The sequence below is a fragment of the Pseudomonas sp. 22490 genome (assembly GCF_052044465.1).
Lineage (GTDB): Bacteria > Pseudomonadota > Gammaproteobacteria > Pseudomonadales > Pseudomonadaceae > Pseudomonas > Pseudomonas aeruginosa.
Genome location: NZ_JBQENS010000006.1, coordinates 115,183 through 139,276 on the forward strand (window position 1 = coordinate 115,183; position 24,094 = coordinate 139,276).

Genomic DNA, 24,094 nt, shown 5'->3' on the forward strand with positions numbered 1-24,094 from the left:
GATGCGCCGGCTGGCAACGCTGGCCTGGTGGGCGGCGGCTCTGCCGTTGCTGCCGCTGGCGGTGCCGCTGGCTATCCGCACCCGCCGCCGAGCCTTGCGCCTGGCGCCCGCGGCGGGACCTCGCGAAGGGCTGGTCGGTGGGTCCGGTGCCGAAGAGCCGCTGCGCTTGCTGTTGTTCGGTGAGTCGACAGTGGCCGGGGTCGGCGCCAGTTGCCTGGACTACGCCCTGGCCGGCCGCCTGGCCGCGGCGCTGGGCGAGCGTCTGCGGCGCCCGGTGGCCTGGCAGGCGCTGGGCGAGAACGGCATCACCAGCGGCGAGGCGCGCGAACGCTTGCTACCGCAGGTGGCGGGACGTTTCTTCGACCAGGTGATCCTGGTCTTCGGCGTCAATGACACCACCAGCCTGCGCTCCCTCGAACGCTGGCGCGCCGACTGCGCGGCCCTGATCGACGGCTTCCAGGCGGCCGGCGCGCAGGTGACCTGCACCGCGGTGCCGCCGCTGCAGCATTTTTCCGCCTTGCCCGGGTTGCTGCGGGCCCTGCTGGGGTGGCGCGGGCGGCTGCTCGACGAGGCGCTGTGCGATCTCGCTGGCGCGACCGGCGCCGGCTACTGCCCGATCTCGCTGGACCTGCTTCCGGGCTACCTGGCCATCGACGGCTTTCATCCGTCGCAGCTGGGCTACCAGGTCTGGGCCGGGGCCCTCGCCGACTGGTTGGCGGCGAGGGAGAAGGGCGGCGTCGCGGTAGCCTGAGCGAGACTCAGGACACTGCGCCGAGGTCGTTGTCGCGGGTTTCCTTCAGGCACAGCACCGCCAGCAGGCTGAGCAGCGCCGCTGCGGAGACGTAGCCGCCGACCCAGCCCAGGCCGCCGATGCCGACCAGCTTCTGGGCGATATAGGGCGCCACCGAGGCGCCGAGAATGCCGCCCAGGTTGTAGGCCGCCGACGCGCCGGTGTAGCGCACGTGGGTGGGGAATATTTCCGGCAGCAGCGCGCCCATCGGGGCGAAGGTGACCCCCATCAGGAACAGCTCGATGCAGAGGAACAGGGCGACGCTGAACGTCGAGCCCTGGCTGAGCAGCGGCTCCATGGCGAAGCCGGAGGCGATCGCCGCCAGGCTGCCGAGCAGCAGTACCGGCTTGCGTCCGAAGCGGTCGCTGAGCCAGGCCGACAGCGGCGTGGCGGCGGCCATGAAGAGCACCGCGAGGCACAGCAGACCAAGGAACTCCTCGCGGCTGAAGCCGAGGCTGGCCACCCCGTAGCTCAGCGAGAACACCGTGGAGATATAGAACAGCGCATAACACACCACCATCGCCAGGGCGCCGAGCAGGGTCGGCCGCCAGTGCTGGGCGAACAGCTCGGCGATCGGCAGGCGGACCCTCTCGTGCTTGGCCATGGCCTTGGCGAACACCGGGGTTTCCGCCAGCTTCAGGCGTACGTAGAGGCCGACCACAACCAGCGCCGCGCTGAGCAGGAACGGGATCCGCCAGCCCCACTCACGGAACTGCTCCTCGCTGAGCAGCATCGCCAGGGCCAGGAACAGGCCGTTGGCGGCGAGGAAGCCGATCGACGGGCCAAGCTGGGGAAACATGCCGAACCAGGCGCGCTTGCCGGCCGGCGCGTTCTCCGTGGCCAGCAGCGCGGCGCCGCCCCACTCGCCGCCGAGGCCGAGGCCCTGGCCGAAGCGCAGCACGCAGAGCAGCAACGGCGCCCAGTAGCCGATGCTGTCGTAGCCGGGGAGGACGCCGATCAGGGTGGTGGACACCCCCATCAGCAGCAGCGAGGCGACCAGGGTCGACTTGCGCCCGATGCGGTCGCCGAAGTGGCCGAACAGCGCCGAGCCCAGCGGACGGGCGAGGAAGGCGATGCCGAAGGTGAGGAAGGCGCTGAGCATCTGCGCGGTGCCGGATGTCTGCGGGAAGAATACCGGACCGATCACCAGGGCGGCGGCAGTGGCATAGACGTAGAAATCGTAGAACTCGATGGCGGTGCCGATGAAGCTGGCGACTGCGACCCGGGTGGTCGAGTTGGCCGGTTCCGGAGCGGCGTCGGCGGCGAGGGTGGCGGCGGTCATGGTGGGAAGGTCCCTGGCAGTCGGGGCACGACGGAGTGCTTCCGTGCGGCCGGATGGTTATGGCCAGTGCGCCGATGCGGCGGCGCGGCGCCCGGGTGGGGCGGACGAGATCGGTCGCGCAGGGAGGATGGGGCTGCGCGCCGTGCGCCGGCTGGTACCGTCGGCATCGGGGCCGGGCGGGCAGGCGGGACTGGCGGGTGACTGGCCGGGGCTCGGGCTGCGGGTAGCGGCGGAACCGGCGGCAGGGCTGGATAAGCTGGGGTCGATTATAGAGCGCCGCGGGGCCGGTTCGGCAATCCCGGATCAGACGCTGGCGTCGCTTTCGACCAGCGGGGTCAGCGCGCGGGGATGCCAGGCGCGCACGCTTTTCACACGGTTTTCCGCCGACTGCTGGATTTCCAGGCAGTAGGGGCCGATGCGCAGGCACACCGCGCAATCGGGGATCTGCTCCAGGGCTTCGGTGACCAGGCCGTTGAGGGTCTTCGGGCCGTCGCAGGGCAATTGCCAGCCAAGCGACTTGTTCAGCTCGCGCAGGTTGGCGCTGCCGTCGATGACGAAGCTGCCGTCCTCCTGGGCCTGGATATCCGGGTTGTCGAGGCTGTCGAGGTCGTTGAAGTCGCCGACGATCTCTTCGAGGATGTCCTCCAGCGTGACGATGCCGATCACCTCGCCATATTCGTCGACCACCACGCCGATACGGCGCTTCTCCTTCTGGAAGTTCACCAACTGGGTCGACAGCGGCGTGCTTTCCGGCACGAAATACGGCTCCATGCAGGCCTGGCGGAGATTCTCCTTGGTCAGGCGGCCCTGGGTCAGCAGGCGCGCGATCTGGCGCATGTGCACGACCCCTTCGATCTGGTTGACGTCGTCGCGGTAGACCGGCAGGCGGGTGTGGCTGGTGGTGCGCAACTGCTCGACGATGACCTCGAGTTCGTCGTCGAGGTCGATGCCTTCGATTTCGTTGCGCGGGATCATCAGGTCGTTGACCGTGACCTTCTCCAGGTCCAGCAGGCCGAGCAGCATGTCATGCCGGTTGACCTCGCTGGCCTGGGGATTGTCGGCCGGATGCAGGGCCTCTTCGTCGCGGCTGCGTCCGCTGTCGTCCTGTTCCGCCGCGGCGACGCCGAGCAGGCGCAGCAGCGCGTTGCTCAGCAGGGTCAGCAGCCACAGCAGGGGCCAGCACAGGCGCTGCAGGATCAGGAGCGGCAGGCTGAGCGGCAGGGCGACGCGTTCCGAGCGAAGGGCGCCGTAGCGGCGCGGCAGCAGGGCGCCGAACAGCAGCAGGAGCAGGGTCATGCCGGGGATGGCGACGGCCAGGCCGATGACGCCCCAGTGGCGCAGCGCGGCCCAACTGGCCAGGGCGGCGGCGCTGACGTTGACCAGGGTGCGGCCGAACAACAGGGTGCCGCGCAGGCGGTCGTCGTGCAGCAGCAGCCAACTGCTGCGCCGGGCCCCGCGCAGGCCTTGCTTGGCCTGCAGGCGCAGGCGGTAACGGTCGAGGTTGAGCAGGGCGGTCTCGACGCAGGAGAAGAACGCCGAGCAGGCGACCAGGAGAACCAGCAGGCCGACCAGGTACCCGGGGTGCAGCTCATCCATGAAGGAGGCCCATCAGATGTGCAGGATGAATTCCCGCACCAGCTTGCTGCCGAAGTACGCCAACATCAACAGGCAGAAACCGGCCAGGGTCCAGCGGATCGCCTTGTGGCCCCGCCAGCCGAGCTGGTGGCGACCCCAGAGGAGCACGGCGAAGACCACCCAGGCGAAGCAGGACAGGATGGTCTTGTGCGCCAGGTGCTGGGCGAACAGGTTGTCGACGAACAGCCATCCGGACAGCAGCGACAGCGAAAGCAGCGACCAGCCGCCCCAGAGGAAGCCGAACAGCAGGCTTTCCATGGTTTGCAGGGGCGGGAAGTTGCGGATCAGCCCGGACGGATGCTTGTGCTTGAGGCGGTAGTCCTGGAGCAGCAGCAAGAGCGCCTGGAACACCGCGATGGTGAGCAGGCCGTAGGCCAGGATCGAGAGCAGGATGTGGGCCAGAATGCCTGGCTGTTCGTTGATCGGCTCGACGGTGCCGTGGGGGATGAGTACCGCCAGCAGGGTGGTGAGGGCACCCAGCGGGAATAGAAGGAGGAGCAGGTTCTCCACCGGTATCCGCAAGGTCGCCAGCAGGGTCAGGAGAATTACCGCGGCGGCGATCAGGCTGGCGGCGTTGAAGAAGTCCAGCACCAGGCCGGCCGGGGTCAGCAATTGCTGGTAGAGGCTGAAGGCGTGGGCGACCAGTGCCAGGAGTCCGAACAGGAGCAGCAGGGGTTTGCCCGGCGCGGTGCGCTTGGACACACAGGCACCCTGGTAGGCGGCGGTGCCGAGATAGAGAACAGCAGCGATGAGGCTGGGCAGCAGGGGATGCATAAGTCCTTGTAATCGCGGGCCCGAAAGGATGGGAGTTTGGCATAGATCGAGCGTCGCGAGAAAGCCGTTGCGAACAGTTCTCTCGTACCTGTGGCCGGGTTGGCGGACCGCCTGCCGCGGGCGCCGCGACCTCATGGTCCGGCGGTCGCTTCGGCAAAGACGGAACGCATCGGCAAATCAAGGACTTGAGGCTGGCCTCCGGTCGTCGCCGGACACACACTCCGTCTTTCATCGCGTGTCCCGCGACGCGCTCTTGGTTATAATCCGCCGCTTGCCGCAACCCCCGTGGAAGGATCGCGCATGTTCGAAAACCTTACAGACCGCCTCTCGCAGACGCTTCGCCATGTCACCGGCAAGGCCAAGCTGACCGAGGACAACATCAAGGACACTCTGCGCGAAGTGCGCATGGCCCTGCTCGAGGCCGACGTGGCCCTGCCGGTGGTCAAGGACTTCGTCAACAAGGTCAAGGAGCGCGCCGTCGGTACCGAGGTCTCGAAGAGCCTGACCCCGGGACAGGCGTTCGTGAAGATCGTCCGCGCCGAGCTCGAGGAGCTGATGGGGGCGGCCAACGAGGACCTGGCGCTGAGCGTCGCGCCGCCGGCGGTGATCCTGATGGCCGGCCTGCAGGGCGCGGGCAAGACCACCACCGCGGGCAAGCTGGCGCGCTTCCTTAAGGAACGCAAGAAGAAGTCGGTGATGGTGGTTTCCGCCGACGTCTACCGACCCGCCGCGATCAAGCAGTTGGAAACCCTGGCGGGCGAGGTTGGCGTAACCTTCTTCCCTTCCGACGTCAGCCAGAAGCCGGTGGCCATCGCCGAGGCGGCGATCCGCGAGGCGAGACTGAAGTTCATCGACGTGGTGATCGTCGATACCGCAGGCCGCCTGCACATCGATGCCGACATGATGGACGAGATCAAGCAGGTGCACGCGGCGATCAAGCCGGCGGAAACCCTGTTCGTGGTCGATGCCATGACCGGCCAGGACGCCGCCAACACCGCCAAGGCCTTCAATGACGCCTTGCCGCTGACCGGCGTGGTCCTGACCAAGGTCGACGGCGACGCGCGTGGTGGTGCCGCGCTCTCGGTGCGGGCGATCACCGGCAAGCCGATCAAGTTCCTCGGCATGGGCGAAAAGAGCGAAGCGCTCGATCCGTTCCATCCCGACCGCGTGGCCTCGCGCATCCTCGGCATGGGCGACGTGCTCAGCCTGATCGAACAGGCCGAGCAGAACCTCGACCGCGACAAGGCCGAGAAGCTGGCGAAGAAGATCAAGAAGGGCAAGGGCTTCGACCTGGAAGACTTCCGCGACCAGTTGCAACAGATGAAGAACATGGGCGGCCTCGGCGGGCTCATGGACAAGCTGCCGATGCTCGGCGGGGTCAACCTGGCGCAGATGGGCAATGCCCAGGGTGCTGCGGAGAAACAGTTCAAGCAGATGGAGGCGATCATCAACTCGATGACGCCCGGCGAACGGCGCGATCCGGAAATGATCAGCGGCTCGCGCAAGCGCCGCATCGCCCTTGGCTCCGGTACCCAGGTGCAGGACGTCGGCCGGCTGATCAAGCAGCACAAGCAGATGCAGAAGATGATGAAGAAGGTCACCGCCAAGGGCGGCATGGCCAAGATGATGCGAGGCATGGGCAGTATGTTCCCGGGGGGCATGCCCAAGCTTTGATCGGACGCGCGGCCGCTGGCCACGCCGGCGGTTTCGCGCCGTCGGCCGGCGGGCGGACCGTGTGCTTCCCGCGCTCTCCGCGCCGGCCGATGGGTGGCCGAAAAAGAGATTTGCAAATTCCCCGATAATCCTTAGAATATGCGGCCTTTCGGGCCGTGGGCCCAGCGTGCATTCATTTTGCAAGCACCGACTACAGGAACGAAGTTCACATGGTAACCATCCGTCTTGCTCGTGGCGGCTCCAAAAAGCGCCCCTTCTACCACCTGACCGTGACCAACAGCCGCAATGCGCGCGATGGTCGCTTCGTCGAGCGCATCGGTTTCTTCAACCCGGTTGCGACTGGTGGCGAAGTGCGTCTGTCCGTCGACCAGGAGCGTGCTACCTACTGGCTCGGCCAGGGTGCACAGCCGTCTGAGCGCGTTGCTCAGCTGCTCAAGGACGCTGCCAAGGCAAACGCCTAAGCCGTCATGAGTGAAATGCCGACACCCGCCGACGACCTGGTCGTGATCGGCAAGATCGTTTCGGTGTACGGCATCCGCGGTGAGGTGAAGGTGTATTCCTTTACCGACCCGTTGGACAACCTGCTGGACTATCGCCGCTGGACGCTCCGGCGCGACGGCGAGATTCGGCAGGCCGAGCTGGTCAGGGGGCGCCTGCATGGCAAGGTCCTGGCCGCCAAGCTCAAGGGGCTCGACGATCGCGAAGAGGCCCGCACCTTCACCGGTTACGAGATCTGCATCCCGCGTAGCGAGTTGCCCTCTCTCGAGGAAGGTGAGTACTACTGGCACCAGCTGGAAGGCCTGAAGGTGATCGACCAGGGCGGGCAGTTGCTCGGCGTGATCGACCATCTGCTGGAAACCGGTGCCAACGATGTCATGGTGGTCAAGCCCTGCGCGGGCAGCCTGGACGACCGCGAGCGCCTGTTGCCCTACACCGGGCAGTGCGTGCTGTCGATCGACCTGGCCGCTGGCGAGATGCGGGTGGACTGGGACGCGGACTTCTGATCATCCATGGACAAGCGTTTGTGGGTGGGCGTCGTCAGCATCTTTCCGGAGATGTTCCGCGCGATCAGTGACTATGGCATCACCAGCCGTGCGGTAAAGCAGGGGTTGCTCACGCTGACCTGCTGGAATCCACGGGACTACACCGAGGACCGCCACCAGACGGTGGACGACCGGCCCTTCGGCGGTGGCCCTGGCATGGTGATGAAGATCAAGCCTCTGGAGGGCGCGCTGGCGGATGCCAGGCAAGCCGCCGGGGGCAGGAAGGCGAAGGTGATCTACCTTTCGCCGCAAGGCCGCCAGCTGACGCAGGCGGGCGTACGCGAACTGGCCGAAGAGGAAGCGTTGATCCTCATCGCCGGGCGCTACGAAGGCATCGACGAGCGCTTCATCGAAGAGCACGTCGATGAAGAATGGTCGATCGGCGATTATGTCCTGTCCGGCGGTGAGTTGCCGGCCATGGTGCTGGTCGATGCAGTGACGCGGTTGCTGCCCGGTGCATTGGGTCATGCAGATTCCGCCGAGGAGGACTCCTTCACGGATGGCCTGCTCGACTGCCCGCACTACACCCGACCCGAGGTGTACGCGGACAAACGTGTTCCTGAAGTGTTGCTCAGTGGCAACCATGAACACATCCGGCGTTGGCGTTTGCAGCAGGCCCTTGGGCGGACCTGGGAACGACGCGCCGATCTTCTGGATAGCCGCTCGCTTTCTGGAGAAGAGCAGAAGCTGCTGGCGGAATATATCCGTCAGCGGGACGATAGTTAACGTATCGATGGCTGGCCGATTGCCGGTCTTAGGAGCACAGCATGACCAACAAGATCATTCAGCAGATCGAAGCTGAACAGATGAACAAAGAGATCCCGGCGTTCGCCCCCGGCGATACCGTGATCGTCCAGGTCAAGGTGAAGGAAGGCGACCGTCAGCGTCTGCAGGCCTTCGAAGGCGTCGTCATCGCCAAGCGCAACCGTGGCCTGAACAGCGCCTTCACCGTGCGCAAGATCTCCAACGGCGTGGGCGTGGAACGTACCTTCCAGACCTACAGCCCGATCGTCGACAGCCTGAGCGTCAAGCGTCGCGGCGACGTGCGCAAGGCCAAGCTGTACTACCTCCGCGCCCTGTCCGGCAAGGCCGCGCGCATCAAGGAAAAACTGGTCTAATCCGGTTCTTCTCCGAGAAAAGCAGCCCGAGGGCTGCTTTTTTCATGTCTGGCGTTCGCCTTTCCGGCGGCGTTTCCTACTGCCCACGGCAGCGCATAACCAGTACAACATCCGCGGCACCCAGGCAGCCACTCCATCCGGTATTCGTGGCATGACCCCCAGAGAGCAAGAAATCCTGCGTCGCACCGAGCTTTCCGAAACCCGTGTGACCAAGGCGGTATTCCCGCCCACCACCAATCACCACAACACCCTGTTCGGCGGGACTGCGCTGGCCTGGATGGACGAGGTCTCGTTCATCACCGCGACCCGTTTCTGCCGCCTGCCGCTGGTGACCGTTTCCACCGATCGCATCGACTTCAACCACCCGATCCCGGCGGGCTCGATCGTCGAACTGGTCGGACGGGTGGTCAAGGTCGGCAACACCAGCCTCAAGGTGGAGGTCGAGGTGTACCTGGAAAGCATGTACGCCGACGGTCGCGAGAAGGCCATACACGGCCTGTTCAGCTTCGTTGCCATCGACGACGAAAAGCGGCCGGTTCCGGTCCTGCCGGGGTTCCCGGCCAGCCAGGCGGCTTGATACAGGCAGAAAGAAGGCACCCACGGGTGCCTTTTCCATATCCCCGGACGATCCGGCCCTGGGTTGGGATCAGGGCCGCAGGCTGATCTTCAGGGAGGCCTGGGACAGGTCGATCTGTTGCAGGCTGACGCTGCCGAACGTCTGCTCGCGCGGCGCGCCGGCAATGCGGATATTGTCGAAGCGCACCTCGCCGATACTGCTCGGCAGGCGCAGGTTGACCGAGCCGTCGGGGTTGAGCGTGCTTTGCGTCTTGCCGGTTTCGTAGCGAACGTCGCTCATCGAGGTTTCCGCCTCCAGGCTGTCGAGCATCGGCATCACCAGCTTCGCCAGTTGCTTCACCGCGGCCAGTCCGTCGCCGCCCTCGGCCTTCAGGAACAGGCCCTCGAGGCTTTCGTTGAGGCCCTGGGCGTTGACGTTGCTCATCTCGACGTCGGTCAGCGGACGCAGGTTCTTCGGCAGTTCCTGGCGGCTCATGGCCGCTGGCGGCTGCATGCGCTGGATGTCGGCGCTGGCCATCTGGAACGGACTGAGCAGGGCGGCGACCAGGGTCGCGGCCAGGCGCAGGTTGGTCTGCTTCTTCAGCGCCTTCTTCAGTTGCCGTTCGCTCAGCAGGCCCTGCTCGATCAGGGTTTCGCCCAGGCGCTTGTGGTTGCTCAACTGCGCCTGGATCGCGGCGTCCAGTTGGGCGGCGCTAATCAGCCCCTTGTTGATCAGGATCTGGCCCAGGCGGGAATGTTGTTGATTGGACATGGTCATGGCCTGATGAAAAAAGAGGATGATGGCTAGATGCAATCATCCTCTTCGTGGGCTTCGTTTGTCACCCAACCTTGGATAGGGTGACGACGGTCTTTCGTCGGTTCGTTGAAGTCTAGTCGGCGATTTCCGTGGCCTGCGACTTGCTGACTGACGGTTCCGCGTCGATCAGCGACAGCAGCGTCCAGCCGGTGCCCGGCGCCAGCGTGGACTGTGGCGTGGCGACGTGCATCCTGCCGTTCGGATCGCGGGCGAACAGCAGGATCGCGGACTCGCCGTGCAGCGCCTGGTAGTCGTTCCAGCCGAAGGTGTCGGTGAGCAGGGTGGTGCGGATTTCGGCGCCGCGCGACAGCAGGCTGGCGAACTGCGCGTAGGTCAGCGGTCGCTGGCCAAGCGGACGGCCACGGTGTTCGTCGCTGGAGCGGTGCTTGTCGGTACGCTTGGCTTCCTGGCTGGTCGGCAGGCCGAACAGCTGGCGATGGCCGAACTCGTGGCGGAAGCGCATGGCCGCCAGGGTATTCAGCTCGCCGGCTGGAGAAACCCCCAGCAAATGCCCGATGCCGACCAGGTCGAGGTGGGCTTCGGCGTGCTGCGAGGTGGGATTGCCGAAATAGGTGGGCAGGTTGTCCATGCGGGCGGCGCGGATGTTTTCCCAGCTCGAATCAGTCAGCAGCACGCGGCTGCCGAGGCTCTTCAGGGCCTTGCCGATGGCGCGCCCGACCGGATTGGCGCCGACGATCAGGTAGCCGCTGGGCGAGGGCTCGGCGACCTTCAGCAGGCGCGCCAGGGGGCGGGCGGTGGCGCTTTGCAGGACCACCGTGCCGATGATCACCAGAAAGGTCAGCGGCACCAGCAGCGCCGCCTGGGCATGGCCTTCGGCGCTCAGGCGGATGGCGAAGATCGCCGAGACCGCCGCGGCGACGATCCCGCGCGGGGCGATCCAGCTGAGCAGGGCGCGCTCGCGCCAGCTCAGCGGCGAACCCCAGGTCGACAGCGCCACGTTCAGCGGCCGGGCGACGAACTGGATCAGCAGCAGCACCAGCAGCGCCGCCGGGCCCAGGCCGAGCAGGGCATTGATGTCCAGGCGCGCGGCCAGGAGGATGAACAGGCCGGAAATCAGCAGGACGCTGAGGTTTTCCTTGAAGTGCAGGATCTGCCGTACGTCGACGCCCTTCATGTTGGCCAGGCCCATGCCCATCAGGGTGACGGCGAGCAGTCCGGATTCGTGCATCACCCGGTTCGAGGCGATGAATACGCCCAGCACCGCGGCCAGCGTCGCCAGGTTGTGCAGGTAGTCCGGCAGCCAGTGGCGGCGCAGGACGATGCCCAGCGCCCAGCCGCCGAGGATGCCGAACAGGCTGCCGCAGAGGATCACTCCACCGAAGGTCTGCAGGCTGTGTAGCCAGCCATCGCCTTCGCCGCTGGAGATGATGAAGCTGTACACCACTACCGCCAGCAGGGCGCCGATGGGATCGATGACGATGCCTTCCCAGCGCAGGATGTTCGCCACCGCGGCCTTGGGCCGGACCACCCGCAGCATCGGAACGATCACCGTGGGCCCGGTGACCAGGGTCAGGGTGCCGAACAGCAGGGCCATTTCCCAGCTGAAGTCGAGCAGGTAGTGGGCGGCCAGGGCGATCACGCCCCAGGTCGAGAGCGCGCCGATGGTCACCATTCGGTGCACCACGGTGCCGATTTCCTTCCATTCGCTGAAATGCAGGGTCAGGCTGCCCTCGAAGAGGATCAGCGCCACTGCCAGGGATACCAGTGGGAACAGCAGGGGGCCGAACATCTCGTCCGGATCGAGCCAGCCGAGTAGCGGGCCGGCGACGATCCCGGATAGCAGCAGGAAAAGAATGGCTGGCAGGCGCAGGCGCCAGGCCAGCCATTGACTGAGCAGGGCGGCGGCACCGATGCCGCCGAGGGCGAGCAGGATAGCGTTCTGGTCCATCGAGGATTCCTTGTCAGCGTCGCTCCGCTCGTCCTGAGCCGGGGCGAACCATCGAGCCACATGGCTCCGCTTTTTCCCGCGGGCACGGGAAGCCGGCCGACCTCCTGTCGACCGGCCTGACTAACCATTACGTGGCGATGACGGCCAACGCTCGCGATAGCGCCCAGGCTATGAAAGACTAGCCGCGCTTTCATTTGGTTCGCAGCCTTCATCCATGAGTACCCTCGAACATCCCCTGATCGACCGTTTCCTCGATGCCCTGTGGCTGGAAAAAGGCCTTGCCGACAACACCCGCGAGGCTTATCGCAACGACCTCCAGCAGTTCAACGCCTGGCTCGATGGCCGCGGGCTGCGCCTGGAGGGCATCGGCCGCGACGCCATCCTCGATCACCTGGCCTGGCGCCTGGAACAGGGCTACAAGGCTCGCTCGACCGCGCGCTTCCTCTCCGGCCTGCGTGGCTTCTACCGCTATTGCCTGCGCGATGGCCTGATCGCCGAGGATCCCACCTTGCAGGTGGACCTGCCGCAACTGGGCAAGCCGTTGCCGAAATCCCTCTCCGAAGCGGACGTCGAGGCATTGCTGGCGGCGCCGGAAGTCGACGACCCGCTGGGCCTGCGCGATCGCACCATGCTCGAAGTGCTGTATGCCTGCGGCCTGCGGGTCAGCGAACTGGTCGGCCTGACCCTGGAGCAGGTCAACCTGCGCCAGGGCGTGGTCAAGGTGTTCGGCAAGGGCAGCAAGGAGCGCCTGGTGCCGCTCGGCGAGGAAGCCATCGGCTGGCTCGAACGCTACCTGCGCGAGGCCCGCGGCGACCTGCTCGGCGGGCGGCCCAGCGACGTGCTGTTCCCCAGCCTGCGCGGCGAACAGATGACCCGCCAGACCTTCTGGCATCGCATCAAGCATCACGCGCAGGTGGCGGCGATCGGCACGTCGATTTCGCCGCACACCCTGCGCCACGCCTTCGCCACCCACCTGCTCAACCATGGCGCCGACCTGCGGGTGGTGCAGATGCTGCTCGGCCACAGCGACCTGTCGACCACCCAGATCTATACCCATATCGCCCGGGCCCGCCTCCAGGATCTGCACGCACGCCACCACCCGCGAGGCTGACGCTTTGTCCGAAAAATCCGTACCTACCCGAAAAGAGGCGCTTTCGTAGCGTTCTGCGACAAGCGTCGGGCCCGTCGGGATAGCGGTCTATGGTAGGCTTCGCCGACCGCACGACAGGAGTGACACATGCGCGTGACCCGTTTTCTGGCTGCTGCCGCCCTCGGCCTGATGAGTACCCTGGCCCTGGCAGACAATGCCGATCAGAACATCCGCAAGACCCTGCAGGCCCTGCAACCGGACCTGCCTATCGACTCCATCGCCAGCAGCCCGCTGCAGGGGCTCTACCAGGTGCAGCTGAAGGGCGGCCGGGTGCTCTACGCCAGCGCCGACGGCCAGTTCGTCATGCAGGGCTACCTCTACCAGGTGAAGGACGGCAAGCCGGTCAACCTGACCGAGAAGGCCGAGAGCCAGGCGATCGCCAAGGCGATCAACGGCGTGCCCGCCAGCGAGATGGTGGTGTATCCGGCCAAGGGCCAGGCCAAGGCGCACATCACGGTGTTCACCGATACCACCTGCCCGTACTGCCAGAAGCTGCATGCCGAGGTGCCGGACCTGACCGAGCAGGGGATCGAGGTGCGCTACATGGCGTTCCCGCGCCAGGGGCCGCAGTCGGCGGGCGACAAGCAACTGCAGGCGGTCTGGTGTGCGAAGGAGCCGACCAAGGCGATGGACGCCATGATGAACGGCAAGGAGATCAAGTCTTCCGAGTGCAAGAACCCGGTCGACAAGCAGTTCCAGATGGGCCAGATGGTCGGGGTGCAGGGAACGCCGGCGATCGTCCTTGCCAATGGCCAGTTGCTCCCCGGCTACCAGCCGGCCAAGCAGTTGGCCAAGCTGGCGCTGGAGGCCAAATAGCGCCGGGTCTGCCGAACAATTGACTAATAAAGAGCCGCTTCGTAATGTGCGGCTCTTTTGTTTTCATCATTGGCGATTTCCGCCGCCCGCTGGCGGAATCCATCGCCAGGATGTGTCGTGGCCCGTACAGTGGTCGCGTCAACCTCGATTCGATCGGGGAACCATAGCAGGCCGGCGCGTCCGGCCGTCGTAGGTGAGATGGGGAGTTCCAGCGTGAAACCGGTCAAAGTAGGCATCTGTGGGTTGGGGACCGTCGGTGGCGGTACCTTCAATGTACTCAAACGCAACGCCGAGGAGATTGCCCGCCGTGCCGGGCGCGGTATCGAGGTTGCGCAGATCGCCGCCCGCCGGCCGAACCCGAAGTGCGATACCGGTGTGACCCCCATCACCGCCGATATCTTCGACGTAGCGTGCAATCCCGAGATCGACGTGGTCGTCGAGTTGATCGGCGGCTACACCCTGGCCCACGAGCTGGTGCTCAAGGCCATCGAGAACGGCAAGCACGTGGTCACCGCGAACAAGGCGCTGATCGCCGTGCACGGCAACGAGATCTTCGCCAAGGCCCGCGAGAAGGGCGTGATCGTCGCCTTCGAGGCCGCTGTCGCCGGCGGCATCCCGGTGATCAAGGCGATCCGCGAGGGGCTGTCGGCCAACCGCATCAACTGGCTGGCCGGGATCATCAACGGTACCGGCAACTTCATCCTCAGCGAAATGCGCGAGAAGGGCCGTACCTTCCCCGACGTGCTCGCCGAGGCCCAGGCCCTGGGCTATGCCGAGGCCGACCCGACCTTCGACGTGGAAGGCATCGACGCCGCCCACAAGCTGACCATCCTCGCCTCGATCGCCTTCGGCATTCCGCTGCAGTTCGACAAGGCCTACACCGAAGGCATCTCGAAGCTGACCAGCGCTGACGTCAACTACGCCGACGCCCTCGGCTATCGCATCAAGCACCTGGGCGTGGCGCGTCGCACCGAGAGCGGCTTCGAGCTGCGCGTGCACCCGACTCTGATTCCCTCGGATCGCCTGATCGCCAACGTCAACGGCGTGATGAACGCGGTGATGGTCAACGGCGACGCCGTCGGCTCGACCCTCTACTACGGCGCCGGTGCCGGCATGGAGCCGACCGCTTCCTCGGTGGTGGCCGACCTCGTCGACGTGGTCCGCGCCATGACCTCCGATCCGGAGAACCGCGTACCGCACCTGGCGTTCCAGCCGGACGCGCTGTCCGACCACCCGATCCTGCCGATCGAAGCCTGCGAAAGCGCCTACTACCTGCGCATCCAGGCCAAGGACCACCCGGGCGTACTGGCCCAGGTGGCCACCATCCTGTCCGAGCGCGGCATCAACATCGAATCGATCATGCAGAAGGAGGCCGAGGAACAGGACGGCCTGGTGCCGATGATCCTGGTTACCCACCGGGTCATCGAACAACGCATCAACGATGCCATCGCCGCCCTGGAAGCGCTGGAAGGCGTGTCCGGGCCGGTGGTCCGTATCCGTGTCGAACAACTGAATTGATCGAACGCCGGGCGCCGCTCGCGGGCCCGCGTCAACAGCGAAGGTTTTGAACATGCGTTACATCAGCACCCGCGGCCAAGCGCCCGCCCTGAACTTCGAAGATGTCCTCCTCGCCGGCCTGGCCAGCGACGGCGGCCTCTACGTCCCGGAAAACCTGCCACGCTTCACCCTCGAGGAGATCGCCTCCTGGGTCGGCCTGCCCTACCACGAGCTGGCCTTCCGGGTGATGCGCCCGTTCGTCGCCGGCAGCATCGCCGATGCCGACTTCAAGAAGATCCTCGAGGAAACCTATGGCGTCTTCGCCCATGACGCAGTGGCGCCGCTGCGCCAGTTGAACGGCAACGAATGGGTGCTGGAGCTGTTCCACGGCCCGACCCTGGCCTTCAAGGACTTCGCCCTGCAACTGCTCGGCCGCCTGCTCGACCATGTGCTGGCCAAGCGCGGCGAGCGCGTGGTGATCATGGGGGCCACCTCCGGCGATACCGGCTCCGCGGCCATCGAAGGCTGCCGCCGTTGCGACAACGTCGACATCTTCATCATGCACCCGCACAACCGCGTGTCCGAGGTGCAGCGCCGGCAGATGACCACCATCCTCGGCGACAACATCCACAACATCGCCATCGAAGGCAACTTCGACGACTGCCAGGAGATGGTCAAGGCCAGCTTCGCCGACCAGGGCTTCCTCAAGGGTACCCGCCTGGTAGCGGTGAACTCGATCAACTGGGCGCGGATCATGGCCCAGATCGTCTACTACTTCCATGCCGCGCTGCAGCTCGGCGCGCCGCATCGCTCGGTGGCGTTCTCGGTGCCGACCGGCAACTTCGGCGACATCTTCGCCGGCTACCTGGCGCGCAACATGGGCCTGCCGGTCAGCCAGCTGATCGTCGCGACCAACCGCAACGACATCCTGCACCGCTTCATGAGCGGTAATCGCTACGACAAGGACACCCTGCATCCCTCGCTGTCGCCGTCGATGGATATCATGGTCTCGTCCAACTTCGAACGCCTGCTGTTCGACCTGCACGGCCGCAACGGCAAGGCCGTCGCCGAACTGCTGGGTGCCTTCAAGGCCAGCGGCAAGCTGTCGGTGGAAGACCAGCGCTGGACCGAGGCGCGCAAGCTGTTCGACTCCCTGGCGGTCAGCGACGAGCAGACCTGCGAGACCATCGCCGAGGTATACCGCTCCTGTGGAGAGTTGCTCGACCCGCACACCGCCATTGGCGTGCGTGCCGCCCGCGAATGCCGGCGCAGCCTGAGCGTGCCGATGGTGACCCTGGGCACTGCGCATCCGGTCAAGTTCCCCGAAGCGGTGGAGAAGGCCGGCATCGGCCAGGCGCCGGCGCTGCCTGCGCACCTCGCCGACCTGTTCGAGCGCGAGGAGCGCTGCACCGTATTGCCGAACGAGCTGGCCAAGGTACAGGCCTTCGTCAGCCAGCACGGCAATCGCGGCAAGCCGCTCTGAGCCTGTCGTGAAAGGAAGAAGCCCGCCTTGATGGCGGGCTTTTCATGTCTTCTCAAAGGGCAGCGGCGAGTTTGTTGCGCGAGGGGCGGAGCAGCCTCAGTGGATCGTTGAACTGGATGTCGCTGGCCAGCTTGTAGTAGCGCCCGACGAAATAGTCGCGGGCCTGGGCATCGTTCTTTCCTTGGTACAGCACCCAGGCGACGCTGATGCCGGCGAACTCGTTGTACTCGATCTGTCGCAGCGGGCTGAAGTGGGTCGCCGTGGTGGCCGTGGCGCCCCAGGCGGGCACGTCGCGGATCAACGGGCCCTGCCAGAGGATCGGCCAACTGAGCGGCGGCACGACCACATCGGCCAGTCCGGTCAGCAGCAGGGTCGGGGTCTTTACCGTGGAACCGATGGCCAGGGGGCCTGGCTCGATCGGCAGGGCGCCGACCAGCTTCAACCGTGGCTCGATGAGTTGCAGGGCTTGTGCAGAGAGGCTGGCGCTCTGCAGTGTGGCCTGGCCGCCGGCGGAGTGCCCGGCGACCAGCGTCCGGGAAAAGTCGGCCCGGTCATGCAGGGCCGAGCCCGGGTCCCTGTCCAGTTTCGCGACCTCAAGGATGCCGAGGGCGTGCATCAGCGGGAAGGAATTGATGAAGTCGGAGGAGATCACCACGATGAAGCCGTGGCTGGCCCACAGTTTCATCAGTTCGTGATAGTTGCCGGCGTTGGAAAGTATGCCGCCGACGAAAGTGATGACCGGAAGCTTGGCGTCGGACGCGGCGATGTCCGCCGGATAGTAGACGCTGGTACTGATCGGGCTGGCGAAGCCATAGGGAAAAGCCTCATTGCAGCGGATCGAGCCGTCCAGCAGGACGATCCTGGCGATGGTCCCGACGAAGCCACGACAATCGGCGAGCACGGCGGTGCTGGCGATCTCGGTGTCGGCGACCGGACGCGCGTACTGGTCGTTGGCCAGGCCCACGGCGCCGAACAGCAGCGAGCCCTGTGCCGTGCCGGCGGCGAATGCCAGCGCGAGGATGAAGGCGCGCCAGGCGCCGCGGGGGGATGCGAAGGCAGTCATGAGATCCTCGCTGTTCGATGCGCAGGGGGAAGTCTCGTTGTTACTGCCTGACGGACGCGCCGGATACTGCAATTTCAAGCAGGTGAAGGCGTTGCGCGAGGGTGGGATGGTTGGAGTTTTTCCCGGTGCTTCCCTTATAGCGGGCTGATCGTTGCGTTGGCCTGGTTCGGCTCGAATGGCTATTTGCGCCGGCACGTGGCCTTTCGCCAGATGCTGCCGTTAGTCCGGTAAATGCTTGCATCGACGAACCCTATTCGCGTTTTTTCGGTCTTTGACGAGTCTTATTCGTCGAAACAGGAGACCTGATTTGGACAGCCTGAAGCAACGACTGGCCGATGCCTTCGCTCCCCATCCCTTCACCCTCAGCCAGCCCCGGCCCGATGGCGGACGGGTGGTCACGCTGGTCGATCCGCAGGGGGAAACCCTGTTGCAGCGGGTCATCGCCAAGGTGCAGTTGAACGACGAAAGCTATCTCGAGGATGCCGTGCAGACCATTCGCCGGGAATTGCAGGTGCTGGTCGGGCGGATGGAGGAAGACGTGCTGGCGACCTTCCGCGAGCGGGATCACGTGCTGCTGTATTCGTCGCGCTAGCACCGTCTCGTTCGAGGGCGCGTTGCGCATCGGGCGGTCAGGCCGAAGGCGCGCGCCGGTGCAGCGGCTCTTGCCGGATGGCGCCATGCTCGTGGAAGCGTGCGGATAACCCCCTCTCCCTGGCTGGATAGGGGAGAGGGGCCGCCCTGTCCGCGGAGCACCGATGAAGGGCTCCGCGTACCGTTCAGATGGCGCCTTCCCGGCGCAGGGCGGCGATGCCCTCGCTGTCGTAGCCCAGCTCGGCGAGCAGGGCATCGGTATGCTCGCCCAGTTCCGGGCCTACCCAATCCGCGGAGCCTGGCGTGGCGGACAGCTTGGGCACGATGCCAGGCATGCGGAATGGCTTGCCGTCCGGCAAGCGTGCCGAGAGGAACATCTCGCGGGCAAGGAATTGCGGATCGCGGAACATGTCTTCGGCGGAGTAGATGCGGCTGGCCGGGACTTCGGCTCGCGCCAGCACCGCCAGCACTTCCTCCAGGGACTGCGAGGCGACCCAGCGGTCGATAACCCCATAGAGTTCGTCGCGGCGCGCATCGCGCCCGTCGTTGCTGGCCAGTTGCGGGTCGCTGGCCAGGTCGTCGCGGCCGATGGCCTGCATGAAGCGGCGGAAGATCGCGTCGCCGTTGGCGCCGATCTGTACGTGGCGGCCATCGGCGCTGGTGTGGATGGAGGAGGGGGTGATGCCCGGCATGATGTTGCCGGTGCGCTCGCGGATGAAACCGAACACGTCGAATTCCGGAACCATGCTTTCCATCATGGCGAAGATCGCCTCGTAGAGGGCGACGTCGACCATCTGTCCCTCGCCGCCGTTGACCTCGCGGTGTCGCAGCGCCATCAGCGCGCCGATCACGCCCCACAGGGCGGCGATCGAGTCGCCGATGGAAATCCCGGTGCGAACCGGCGGGCGGTCCTCGAAGCCGGTAATGTAGCGCAGTCCGCCCATCGACTCGCCGACCGCGCCGAAGCCCGGCTGGTCCTTGTAGGGGCCGGTCTGGCCGAAGCCCGACAGGCGCACCATCACCAGGCGCGGGTTCAGCGCGTGGAGGACATCCCAGCCCAGGCCGAGCTTTTCCAGTACGCCGGGGCGGAAGTTCTCGATCAGGATGTCGGCATCGCCGAGCAGGCGTTTCAGGATCGCCTGGCCTTCGGCGTGCTTGAGATTGAGGGTCAGGGATTTCTTGTTGCGTGCCTGAACGAACCACCACAGCGAGGTGCCTTCGTAGAGCTTGCGCCACTTGCGCAGTGGATCGCCGCCGTCGGGCGACTCGATCTTGATCACTTCGGCGCCGAACTCGGCGCAGATCCGCGAGGCGAAAGGGCCGGCGATCAGGGTGCCGAGCTCGACCACCTTCAGGCCGGCCAGCGGTTTGGGCGAATGTTCCATGCGGTGTCCGTCAGGCTGCAGTGTGCGCATAGCCTAGAGCATTTGCCGGCGGTGCGGGCGGGTGCCGCGGTAGGGTGAGACGTTTCCCGTTTTTTCCCGATATGCCCGGCGGTCCTTCAATTCCTTTTGCATAGAGGGTTTAATGCGGGAGTCGATACAGGATGTAGCGCGCCAGACACCGAGCCAGGGAGGCCCCTCGTGCCATTTCTTTCTCTCTTTCCTCCCCGTGTTTCTTTTCCATGCTCCGGCCGGCCCGGCGTAGATATGCGCGTGCGTTGGGTTTTATTACATGTGATCTGTTGAAATCTTACATGTGATCTCGTAGTGTGAGTCCATGCAACGGAAATCATCAGCCCATTATCAGCGTGTCTTTCGCCAGCGCCTGCGCGAGCAGGGCCTGGTGAAGAAGGAAGTCTGGATCTTGCCGGAGAACGCCGCGGCGCTCGCCGGCATCGAGCGGATGCTGCGTCGCCCGGCTGCCGGAGCGGCTCATTTGGAGAAGGAGGAAGACATGACGGAAGCCCGGGTATGGAACGCTCGCTCGCTGGCCGAGGCCCTGAGCGGCACCGAGCTGTTCAGCAGCGGCGAGGCCCAGATCGAGCTGATCGAGGGGGCGGAAGCGAGTCTCTACGTGATCATGCGCGAATACGGCGACCTGCCGGTGTTCGTCGCGCCCCAGGGCGAGCAGATCATCGTCGAGGCGCTGCTCTGGCCGGAAAGCGACGTTACCGACGCGACCGCCTTCAACGAAGAGGTCCTGCTCAGCCGGCAACTGTTCCCGCTGTCGAGCATCGGCCTGCTCAACCTGCCGGGCGAGGAGCGCTGCTACAGCATGTTCGGCGCGTTGAGCACGACTTCGTCGCTGGCCAGCGTGCTGCACGAAATCGAAACCCTGGCCGGCAACGTGATCCGCGCCACGGAAGTCTACGCCGGCTACCTGAAAGCCCGGGCCTGAGGGAGGACACCATCATGACGGTATGGAGCAAGCTGCTGAGCGCCCTGCGCGGCGGAGCCAACGAGGTTGGCGAGGCGATCGTCGACAGCCAGGCGCTGCGCATCCTCGACCAGGAGATCCGCGACGCCGACGTCGAACTGCGCAAGTCGCGGGAAGCGCTGGCCTCGATCATGGCCCGCCACCGCCTGGCCCAGGAGCGCGTCGAGAAGGGCGCGGCCCAGGTCGCCGAGTACGAGCAATACGCGATCAAGGCACTGGAGGCCGGCAACGAGGAGCTGGCCCGGGAGGTCGCGGAGAAGATCGCGACCCTGGAGAACCAGCTCGAGGGCGAGCGTGCCCAGGTCGCGGAATTCGCCGCCAGCGTAGCCCAGTTGCGCAAGTCGGTGAGCCAGGCCGAGGGCAACATCCGCCAGCTCAAGCAACAGGTGGATACGGTCAAGGCCACCGAGAGCGTGCAGAAGGCGCAGATGGCCGTTGCCCAGCGCTACGGCAACTCGAAGAGCAAGCTGCAGACCGCGGTGGACTCCCTGGAGCGGATCAAGCAGCGCCAGGCCGAACGCGCGGCGACCATGGATGCCGCGGCCGAACTGGCCAGCGCGGCGGCGCCGGACGATGCGCTGGACGCCAAGCTGCGCGCGGCTGGGATCAAGGCCTCGGGCAACAGCGTGGATGGCGTGCTGGCGCGCCTGAAGGAAAAGGGCAAGGCCTGATAGGCCCGCGGCCCGGCGAAGGCGTCCGGGCCCGTTTTTCAGGGATAGAGCGACAATGGAAGGTTTCCTGCAGACGGCGCTGTCGTTCCCGACCGTGCTGTTCAGCTTTCTTCTGATCCTAGCGATCATCTACTGGGGCATCGTCGCCCTGGGCATGGTCGAGATCGATGTGCTCGATCTCGACGCCGAGTCGGTCGTCGATGGCGCCGGCCAGGCCGAAGGCCTCGCCGCGCTGCTGGCGAAGCTGAAACTCAACGGCGTACCGGTCACCCTGGTGCTGACCCTGCTGTCCTTCTTCGCCTGGTTCCTCTGCTACTTCGTCCAGCTGTGGCTGCTCAGCGCATTGCCGCTCGGCTGGCTGCGCTACCCGTTGGGCGCCGTGGTGGCGGTGGGCGCGCTGTTCCTGGCGGCGCCGCTGGCGGCCACGCTGTGCCGGCCGTTGCGGCCGCTGTTCCGCAAGCTGGAAAGCACCAGCAGCAAGTCGGTGCTGGGCCAGGTCGCGGTGGTGCGCAGCGGGCGGGTCACCCTGCAACATGGCGAGGCGTTGCTGGAAGACGGCGGCGCCGGGCTGATCCTGAAAGTTCGTGCGGAAGAGAACAAAGGCTTCAAGCGCGGCGATCGCGTCGTGCTGCTGGAGTACCTGGAGGCGGAGCACGCCTATCGGGTCGTTACCGAGGAAGAGTTCCGCGGTATCTGACCCGGGCTCGGTGAGAATCAAGGAGAACTGCTGCTATGGATATGACGTCGCTGATGCCCCTCCTGCTGGGAGTGGGCCTGGTCGTTCTGCTGGTCGTGGGCCTGCTGGCCCTGTTCAAGGCCTTCTACATCAAGGTCCCGCAAGGCACCGCGCTGATCGTCAACGACATGTCGTCGACGCCCAAGGTGCATTTCACCGGTGCGCTGGTCTATCCGGTGATCCACCTGAAGGAGTTCATGCGCATCTCGCTGATCACCCTGGAGGTCGACCGGCGCGGCAAGGACGGCCTGATCTGCCGCGACAACATGCGCGCGGACATCACCGTTGCCTTCTACCTGCGGGTCAACGAGACCCAGGACGACGTGCTCAAGGTGGCCAAGGCCATCGGCGTCGACCGTGCTTCCGACCGTTCGGCGGTGAACGAGCTGTTCAATGCCAAGTTCTCCGAGGCGCTGAAGACCGTCGGCAAGCAGTTCGACTTCGTCCAGCTGTTCGAGAATCGCCAGGACTTCCGTGACCGCATCATCGAGGTGATCGGCAACGACCTGAACGGCTACGTCCTGGAAGACGTCGCCATCGACTACCTGGAGCAGACCGCGAAGAACTCGCTGGACCCGAGCAACATCCTCGATGCCGAGGGCATCCGCAAGATCACCGAGCTGACCGCCACCCAGAACGTCATCACCAACGAACTGGAGCGCAACGAAGAGCTGGCGATCAAGAAGAAGAACGTCGAGACCCGCGAGGCGGCCCTGGCCCTGGAGCGCCAGCAGGCTGACGCCGAGGCCCGGCAGAAGCGCGAGATCGAGACCATCCGTGCCCGCGAGGAAGCGGAAACCGCGCGGGTCAAGGAAGAGGAGCGGCTGAAGGCCGAGCAGGCGCGGATCCAGGCGCAGCAGGAAATCGACGTGCGCACCGAGAATCACCAGCGCGAGGTCGAGGTGGCGCAGCAGAACCGCCAGCGCGCGGTGGTCATCGAGGTGGAGAAGGTCACCCGCGCCAAGGACCTGGAGATCGTCGCCCGCGAGCGTGAGGTGGAGCTGCAGAAGATCGAGAAGGAAAAGGCGCTGGAAGAGCAGCGCAAGAACATCGCCAATGTGATTCGCGAGCGCGTCGCGGTGGAAAAGACCGTGGCCCAGGAGGAGGAGCGGATCAAGGAGGTGCGCGAGGTTTCCGAGGCCGAGCGGGTCAAGCAGGTGATCCTGCTGCAGGCCCAGGCGGAAGCCGAGCAGGAGCTGGTACGCCAGGTCAAGCAGGCGGAAGCCGACGAGGCCCGCTCCAAGCACAAGGCGGTGGAAATCAACACCATGGCGCAGGCCGAGCTGGAAGCGGCGTCGAAGCAGGCCGAGGCGAAGAAGCGTCTGGCCGAGGGCATCGAGGCCGAGCGCGCAGCGCCGGGCCTGGCCGATGCGCGGGTGCTGGAAGTCACCGCCGCGGCGAAGGAAAAGGATGGCTTGGCAGCGGCGCGGGTACGTGCCGAACAACTGATCGCCGAAGCCAGGGGCGACGAAGAGCGCGGCCTGGCCGACGCCCGGGTGCTCGAGGCGCAGGCCGCGGCCAAGGAGAAGGACGGCCTGGCCGAAGCCAAGGTGCTGGCCGAGAAGCTCGGCGCCCAGGCGCGCGGCGAGGAGCAGCTCGGCGCGGCCAAGGCCAAGGCCACCAAGGACCAGGGCAGCGCGGAAGCGGAAGTACTGCTGCAGCGCCTGAATGCCGAGGCCGAGGGGCTTGGCAAGAAGTTCGGCGCCCTGGATGCCCTCAGCGACAGCGCTCGCCAGCACGAAGAGTTCCGCATGCAGCTGGAGAAGAGCTTCGAGGAGGCCATGGCGGCCATCGCCGCGAACAAGGACATCGCCAAGGAGCAGGCCGAGGTGCTCGCCACCGCGCTGGGCAAGGCGAACATCGAGATCGTCGGCGGCGAGGGCGACTTCTTCAACTCCTTCGCCAAGTCGCTGTCGGTGGGCAAGGCCATCGAAGGTGTGGTCGGCAAGAGCCCGGTGGTGCAGGACGTCCTCGCCCGCCTGCTCAACGGCCGTGGCGCAGCCGCTGCGGTGATGCCGGAACGCAAGAGCGGCCACGAGAACGAGCCGGCGGCGGAAGTCTGAGTCGACCCGCAGCCTCCTCCGCCAACTGCGGAGGCGTTCCGCCCGCGC

23 protein-coding genes are annotated in these 24,094 nt (G+C 65.8%); 16 read left to right on the forward strand and 7 right to left on the reverse strand.

Annotation, left to right across the window (positions count from 1 at the left end):
* The first annotated feature begins 1 nt into the window (after position 1).
* Entirely contained in the window at positions 2-751 is a 750-nt protein-coding gene (locus ACTJJX_RS08775) for an SGNH/GDSL hydrolase family protein (protein WP_016852514.1), read from the forward strand.
* Positions 752-758: 7 nt separating this feature from the next.
* Here the strand turns inward: ACTJJX_RS08775 and ACTJJX_RS08780 are convergent, their stop codons facing one another.
* The 3 genes from ACTJJX_RS08780 to ACTJJX_RS08790 form a co-directional block, all read right to left on the reverse strand.
* Positions 759-2,072 (reverse strand): MFS transporter, encoded by a 1,314-nt coding sequence (locus tag ACTJJX_RS08780; protein WP_003113829.1) that lies wholly within the window; start codon positions 2,070-2,072, stop codon positions 759-761.
* Positions 2,073-2,375: 303 nt separating this feature from the next.
* The gene (locus ACTJJX_RS08785; protein ID WP_003111904.1) at positions 2,376-3,668 is read right to left on the reverse strand and encodes an HlyC/CorC family transporter; all 1,293 of its coding nucleotides are present in this window, start codon (positions 3,666-3,668) and stop codon (positions 2,376-2,378) included.
* A 12-nt stretch (positions 3,669-3,680) separates the two neighbouring features.
* The gene (locus ACTJJX_RS08790) at positions 3,681-4,481 is read right to left on the reverse strand and encodes a cytochrome C assembly family protein (RefSeq protein WP_003092649.1); all 801 of its coding nucleotides are present in this window, start codon (positions 4,479-4,481) and stop codon (positions 3,681-3,683) included.
* Between the two features lie 300 nt (positions 4,482-4,781).
* On the opposite strand from ACTJJX_RS08790, the gene ffh reads away from it, so the two are divergent.
* The 6 genes from ffh (at position 4,782) to ACTJJX_RS08820 (ending at position 8,893) form a co-directional block, all read left to right on the forward strand.
* Positions 4,782-6,155 carry a signal recognition particle protein gene (gene ffh / locus ACTJJX_RS08795; RefSeq protein WP_003092645.1) on the forward strand — a complete coding sequence of 458 codons (1,374 nt, stop codon included), beginning with the start codon at positions 4,782-4,784 and terminating at the stop codon, positions 6,153-6,155.
* A gap of 209 nt (positions 6,156-6,364) precedes the next feature.
* Complete coding sequence (gene rpsP / locus ACTJJX_RS08800; RefSeq protein ID WP_003092643.1) at positions 6,365-6,616, forward strand: 30S ribosomal protein S16; 252 nt, start codon at positions 6,365-6,367, stop codon at positions 6,614-6,616.
* Positions 6,617-6,631: 15 nt separating this feature from the next.
* Positions 6,632-7,159, forward strand: coding sequence for a ribosome maturation factor RimM (rimM, locus tag ACTJJX_RS08805; RefSeq protein ID WP_003092640.1), 528 nt, complete (start codon positions 6,632-6,634; stop codon positions 7,157-7,159).
* A 6-nt stretch (positions 7,160-7,165) separates the two neighbouring features.
* Positions 7,166-7,924, forward strand: a complete 759-nt coding sequence (gene trmD, locus ACTJJX_RS08810; protein ID WP_003119312.1) for a tRNA (guanosine(37)-N1)-methyltransferase TrmD — start codon at positions 7,166-7,168, stop codon at positions 7,922-7,924.
* Positions 7,925-7,965: 41 nt separating this feature from the next.
* Positions 7,966-8,316 (forward strand): 50S ribosomal protein L19, encoded by a 351-nt coding sequence (rplS, locus tag ACTJJX_RS08815; protein ID WP_003092637.1) that lies wholly within the window; start codon positions 7,966-7,968, stop codon positions 8,314-8,316.
* 151 nt (positions 8,317-8,467) lie between these two features.
* Entirely contained in the window at positions 8,468-8,893 is a 426-nt protein-coding gene (locus ACTJJX_RS08820) for an acyl-CoA thioesterase (protein ID WP_003092635.1), read from the forward strand.
* A 69-nt stretch (positions 8,894-8,962) separates the two neighbouring features.
* On the opposite strand, the gene ACTJJX_RS08825 is transcribed toward ACTJJX_RS08820, so the two are convergent.
* On the reverse strand, positions 8,963-9,649 hold the full coding sequence (locus ACTJJX_RS08825) for a hypothetical protein (RefSeq protein ID WP_003119314.1): 687 nt from the start codon (positions 9,647-9,649) through the stop codon (positions 8,963-8,965).
* 112 nt (positions 9,650-9,761) lie between these two features.
* Positions 9,762-11,597, reverse strand: a complete 1,836-nt coding sequence (locus ACTJJX_RS08830; RefSeq protein WP_003100653.1) for a cation:proton antiporter — start codon at positions 11,595-11,597, stop codon at positions 9,762-9,764.
* A 214-nt stretch (positions 11,598-11,811) separates the two neighbouring features.
* Between ACTJJX_RS08830 and xerD the strand changes: the two genes are divergently transcribed.
* From xerD to thrC, 4 genes are all read left to right on the forward strand, one after another.
* Positions 11,812-12,708 carry a site-specific tyrosine recombinase XerD gene (gene xerD / locus ACTJJX_RS08835; RefSeq protein WP_003092629.1) on the forward strand — a complete coding sequence of 299 codons (897 nt, stop codon included), beginning with the start codon at positions 11,812-11,814 and terminating at the stop codon, positions 12,706-12,708.
* A gap of 126 nt (positions 12,709-12,834) precedes the next feature.
* Positions 12,835-13,563, forward strand: a complete 729-nt coding sequence (gene dsbC / locus ACTJJX_RS08840; protein WP_003092626.1) for a bifunctional protein-disulfide isomerase/oxidoreductase DsbC — start codon at positions 12,835-12,837, stop codon at positions 13,561-13,563.
* Between the two features lie 213 nt (positions 13,564-13,776).
* Positions 13,777-15,081, forward strand: coding sequence for a homoserine dehydrogenase (locus ACTJJX_RS08845; RefSeq protein ID WP_016852515.1), 1,305 nt, complete (start codon positions 13,777-13,779; stop codon positions 15,079-15,081).
* A 52-nt stretch (positions 15,082-15,133) separates the two neighbouring features.
* Positions 15,134-16,543: a threonine synthase gene (gene thrC / locus ACTJJX_RS08850; RefSeq protein WP_016852516.1), complete on the forward strand. Its 1,410-nt coding sequence runs from the start codon at positions 15,134-15,136 to the stop codon at positions 16,541-16,543.
* Positions 16,544-16,595: 52 nt separating this feature from the next.
* Here thrC and ACTJJX_RS08855 read toward each other — a convergent pair whose 3' ends face one another.
* On the reverse strand, positions 16,596-17,801 hold the full coding sequence (locus ACTJJX_RS08855; RefSeq protein ID WP_016852517.1) for a poly(ethylene terephthalate) hydrolase family protein: 1,206 nt from the start codon (positions 17,799-17,801) through the stop codon (positions 16,596-16,598).
* A 112-nt stretch (positions 17,802-17,913) separates the two neighbouring features.
* Here ACTJJX_RS08855 and ACTJJX_RS08860 point away from each other — a divergent pair, with 112 nt between their 5' ends.
* The gene (locus ACTJJX_RS08860; RefSeq protein ID WP_003092618.1) at positions 17,914-18,198 is read left to right on the forward strand and encodes a DUF3509 domain-containing protein; all 285 of its coding nucleotides are present in this window, start codon (positions 17,914-17,916) and stop codon (positions 18,196-18,198) included.
* A gap of 184 nt (positions 18,199-18,382) precedes the next feature.
* Here ACTJJX_RS08860 and ACTJJX_RS08865 read toward each other — a convergent pair whose 3' ends face one another.
* Positions 18,383-19,612, reverse strand: a complete 1,230-nt coding sequence (locus ACTJJX_RS08865; protein WP_004351428.1) for a CaiB/BaiF CoA transferase family protein — start codon at positions 19,610-19,612, stop codon at positions 18,383-18,385.
* 304 nt (positions 19,613-19,916) lie between these two features.
* On the opposite strand from ACTJJX_RS08865, the gene bacA reads away from it, so the two are divergent.
* The 4 genes from bacA to ACTJJX_RS08885 are packed head-to-tail and all read left to right on the forward strand — an operon-like array spanning position 19,917 to position 24,046.
* Complete coding sequence (bacA, locus tag ACTJJX_RS08870) at positions 19,917-20,537, forward strand: biofilm formation regulator BacA (RefSeq protein ID WP_003092612.1); 621 nt, start codon at positions 19,917-19,919, stop codon at positions 20,535-20,537.
* 14 nt (positions 20,538-20,551) lie between these two features.
* A complete protein-coding gene (locus ACTJJX_RS08875) occupies positions 20,552-21,247 on the forward strand; it encodes a PspA/IM30 family protein (RefSeq protein WP_003092609.1) in 696 nt (231 codons plus the stop codon).
* Positions 21,248-21,302: 55 nt separating this feature from the next.
* Positions 21,303-21,944, forward strand: a complete 642-nt coding sequence (locus ACTJJX_RS08880; protein ID WP_003100672.1) for a hypothetical protein — start codon at positions 21,303-21,305, stop codon at positions 21,942-21,944.
* 35 nt (positions 21,945-21,979) lie between these two features.
* Positions 21,980-24,046: a flotillin family protein gene (locus tag ACTJJX_RS08885; RefSeq protein ID WP_003119319.1), complete on the forward strand. Its 2,067-nt coding sequence runs from the start codon at positions 21,980-21,982 to the stop codon at positions 24,044-24,046.
* Positions 24,047-24,094: the final 48 nt, after the last annotated feature.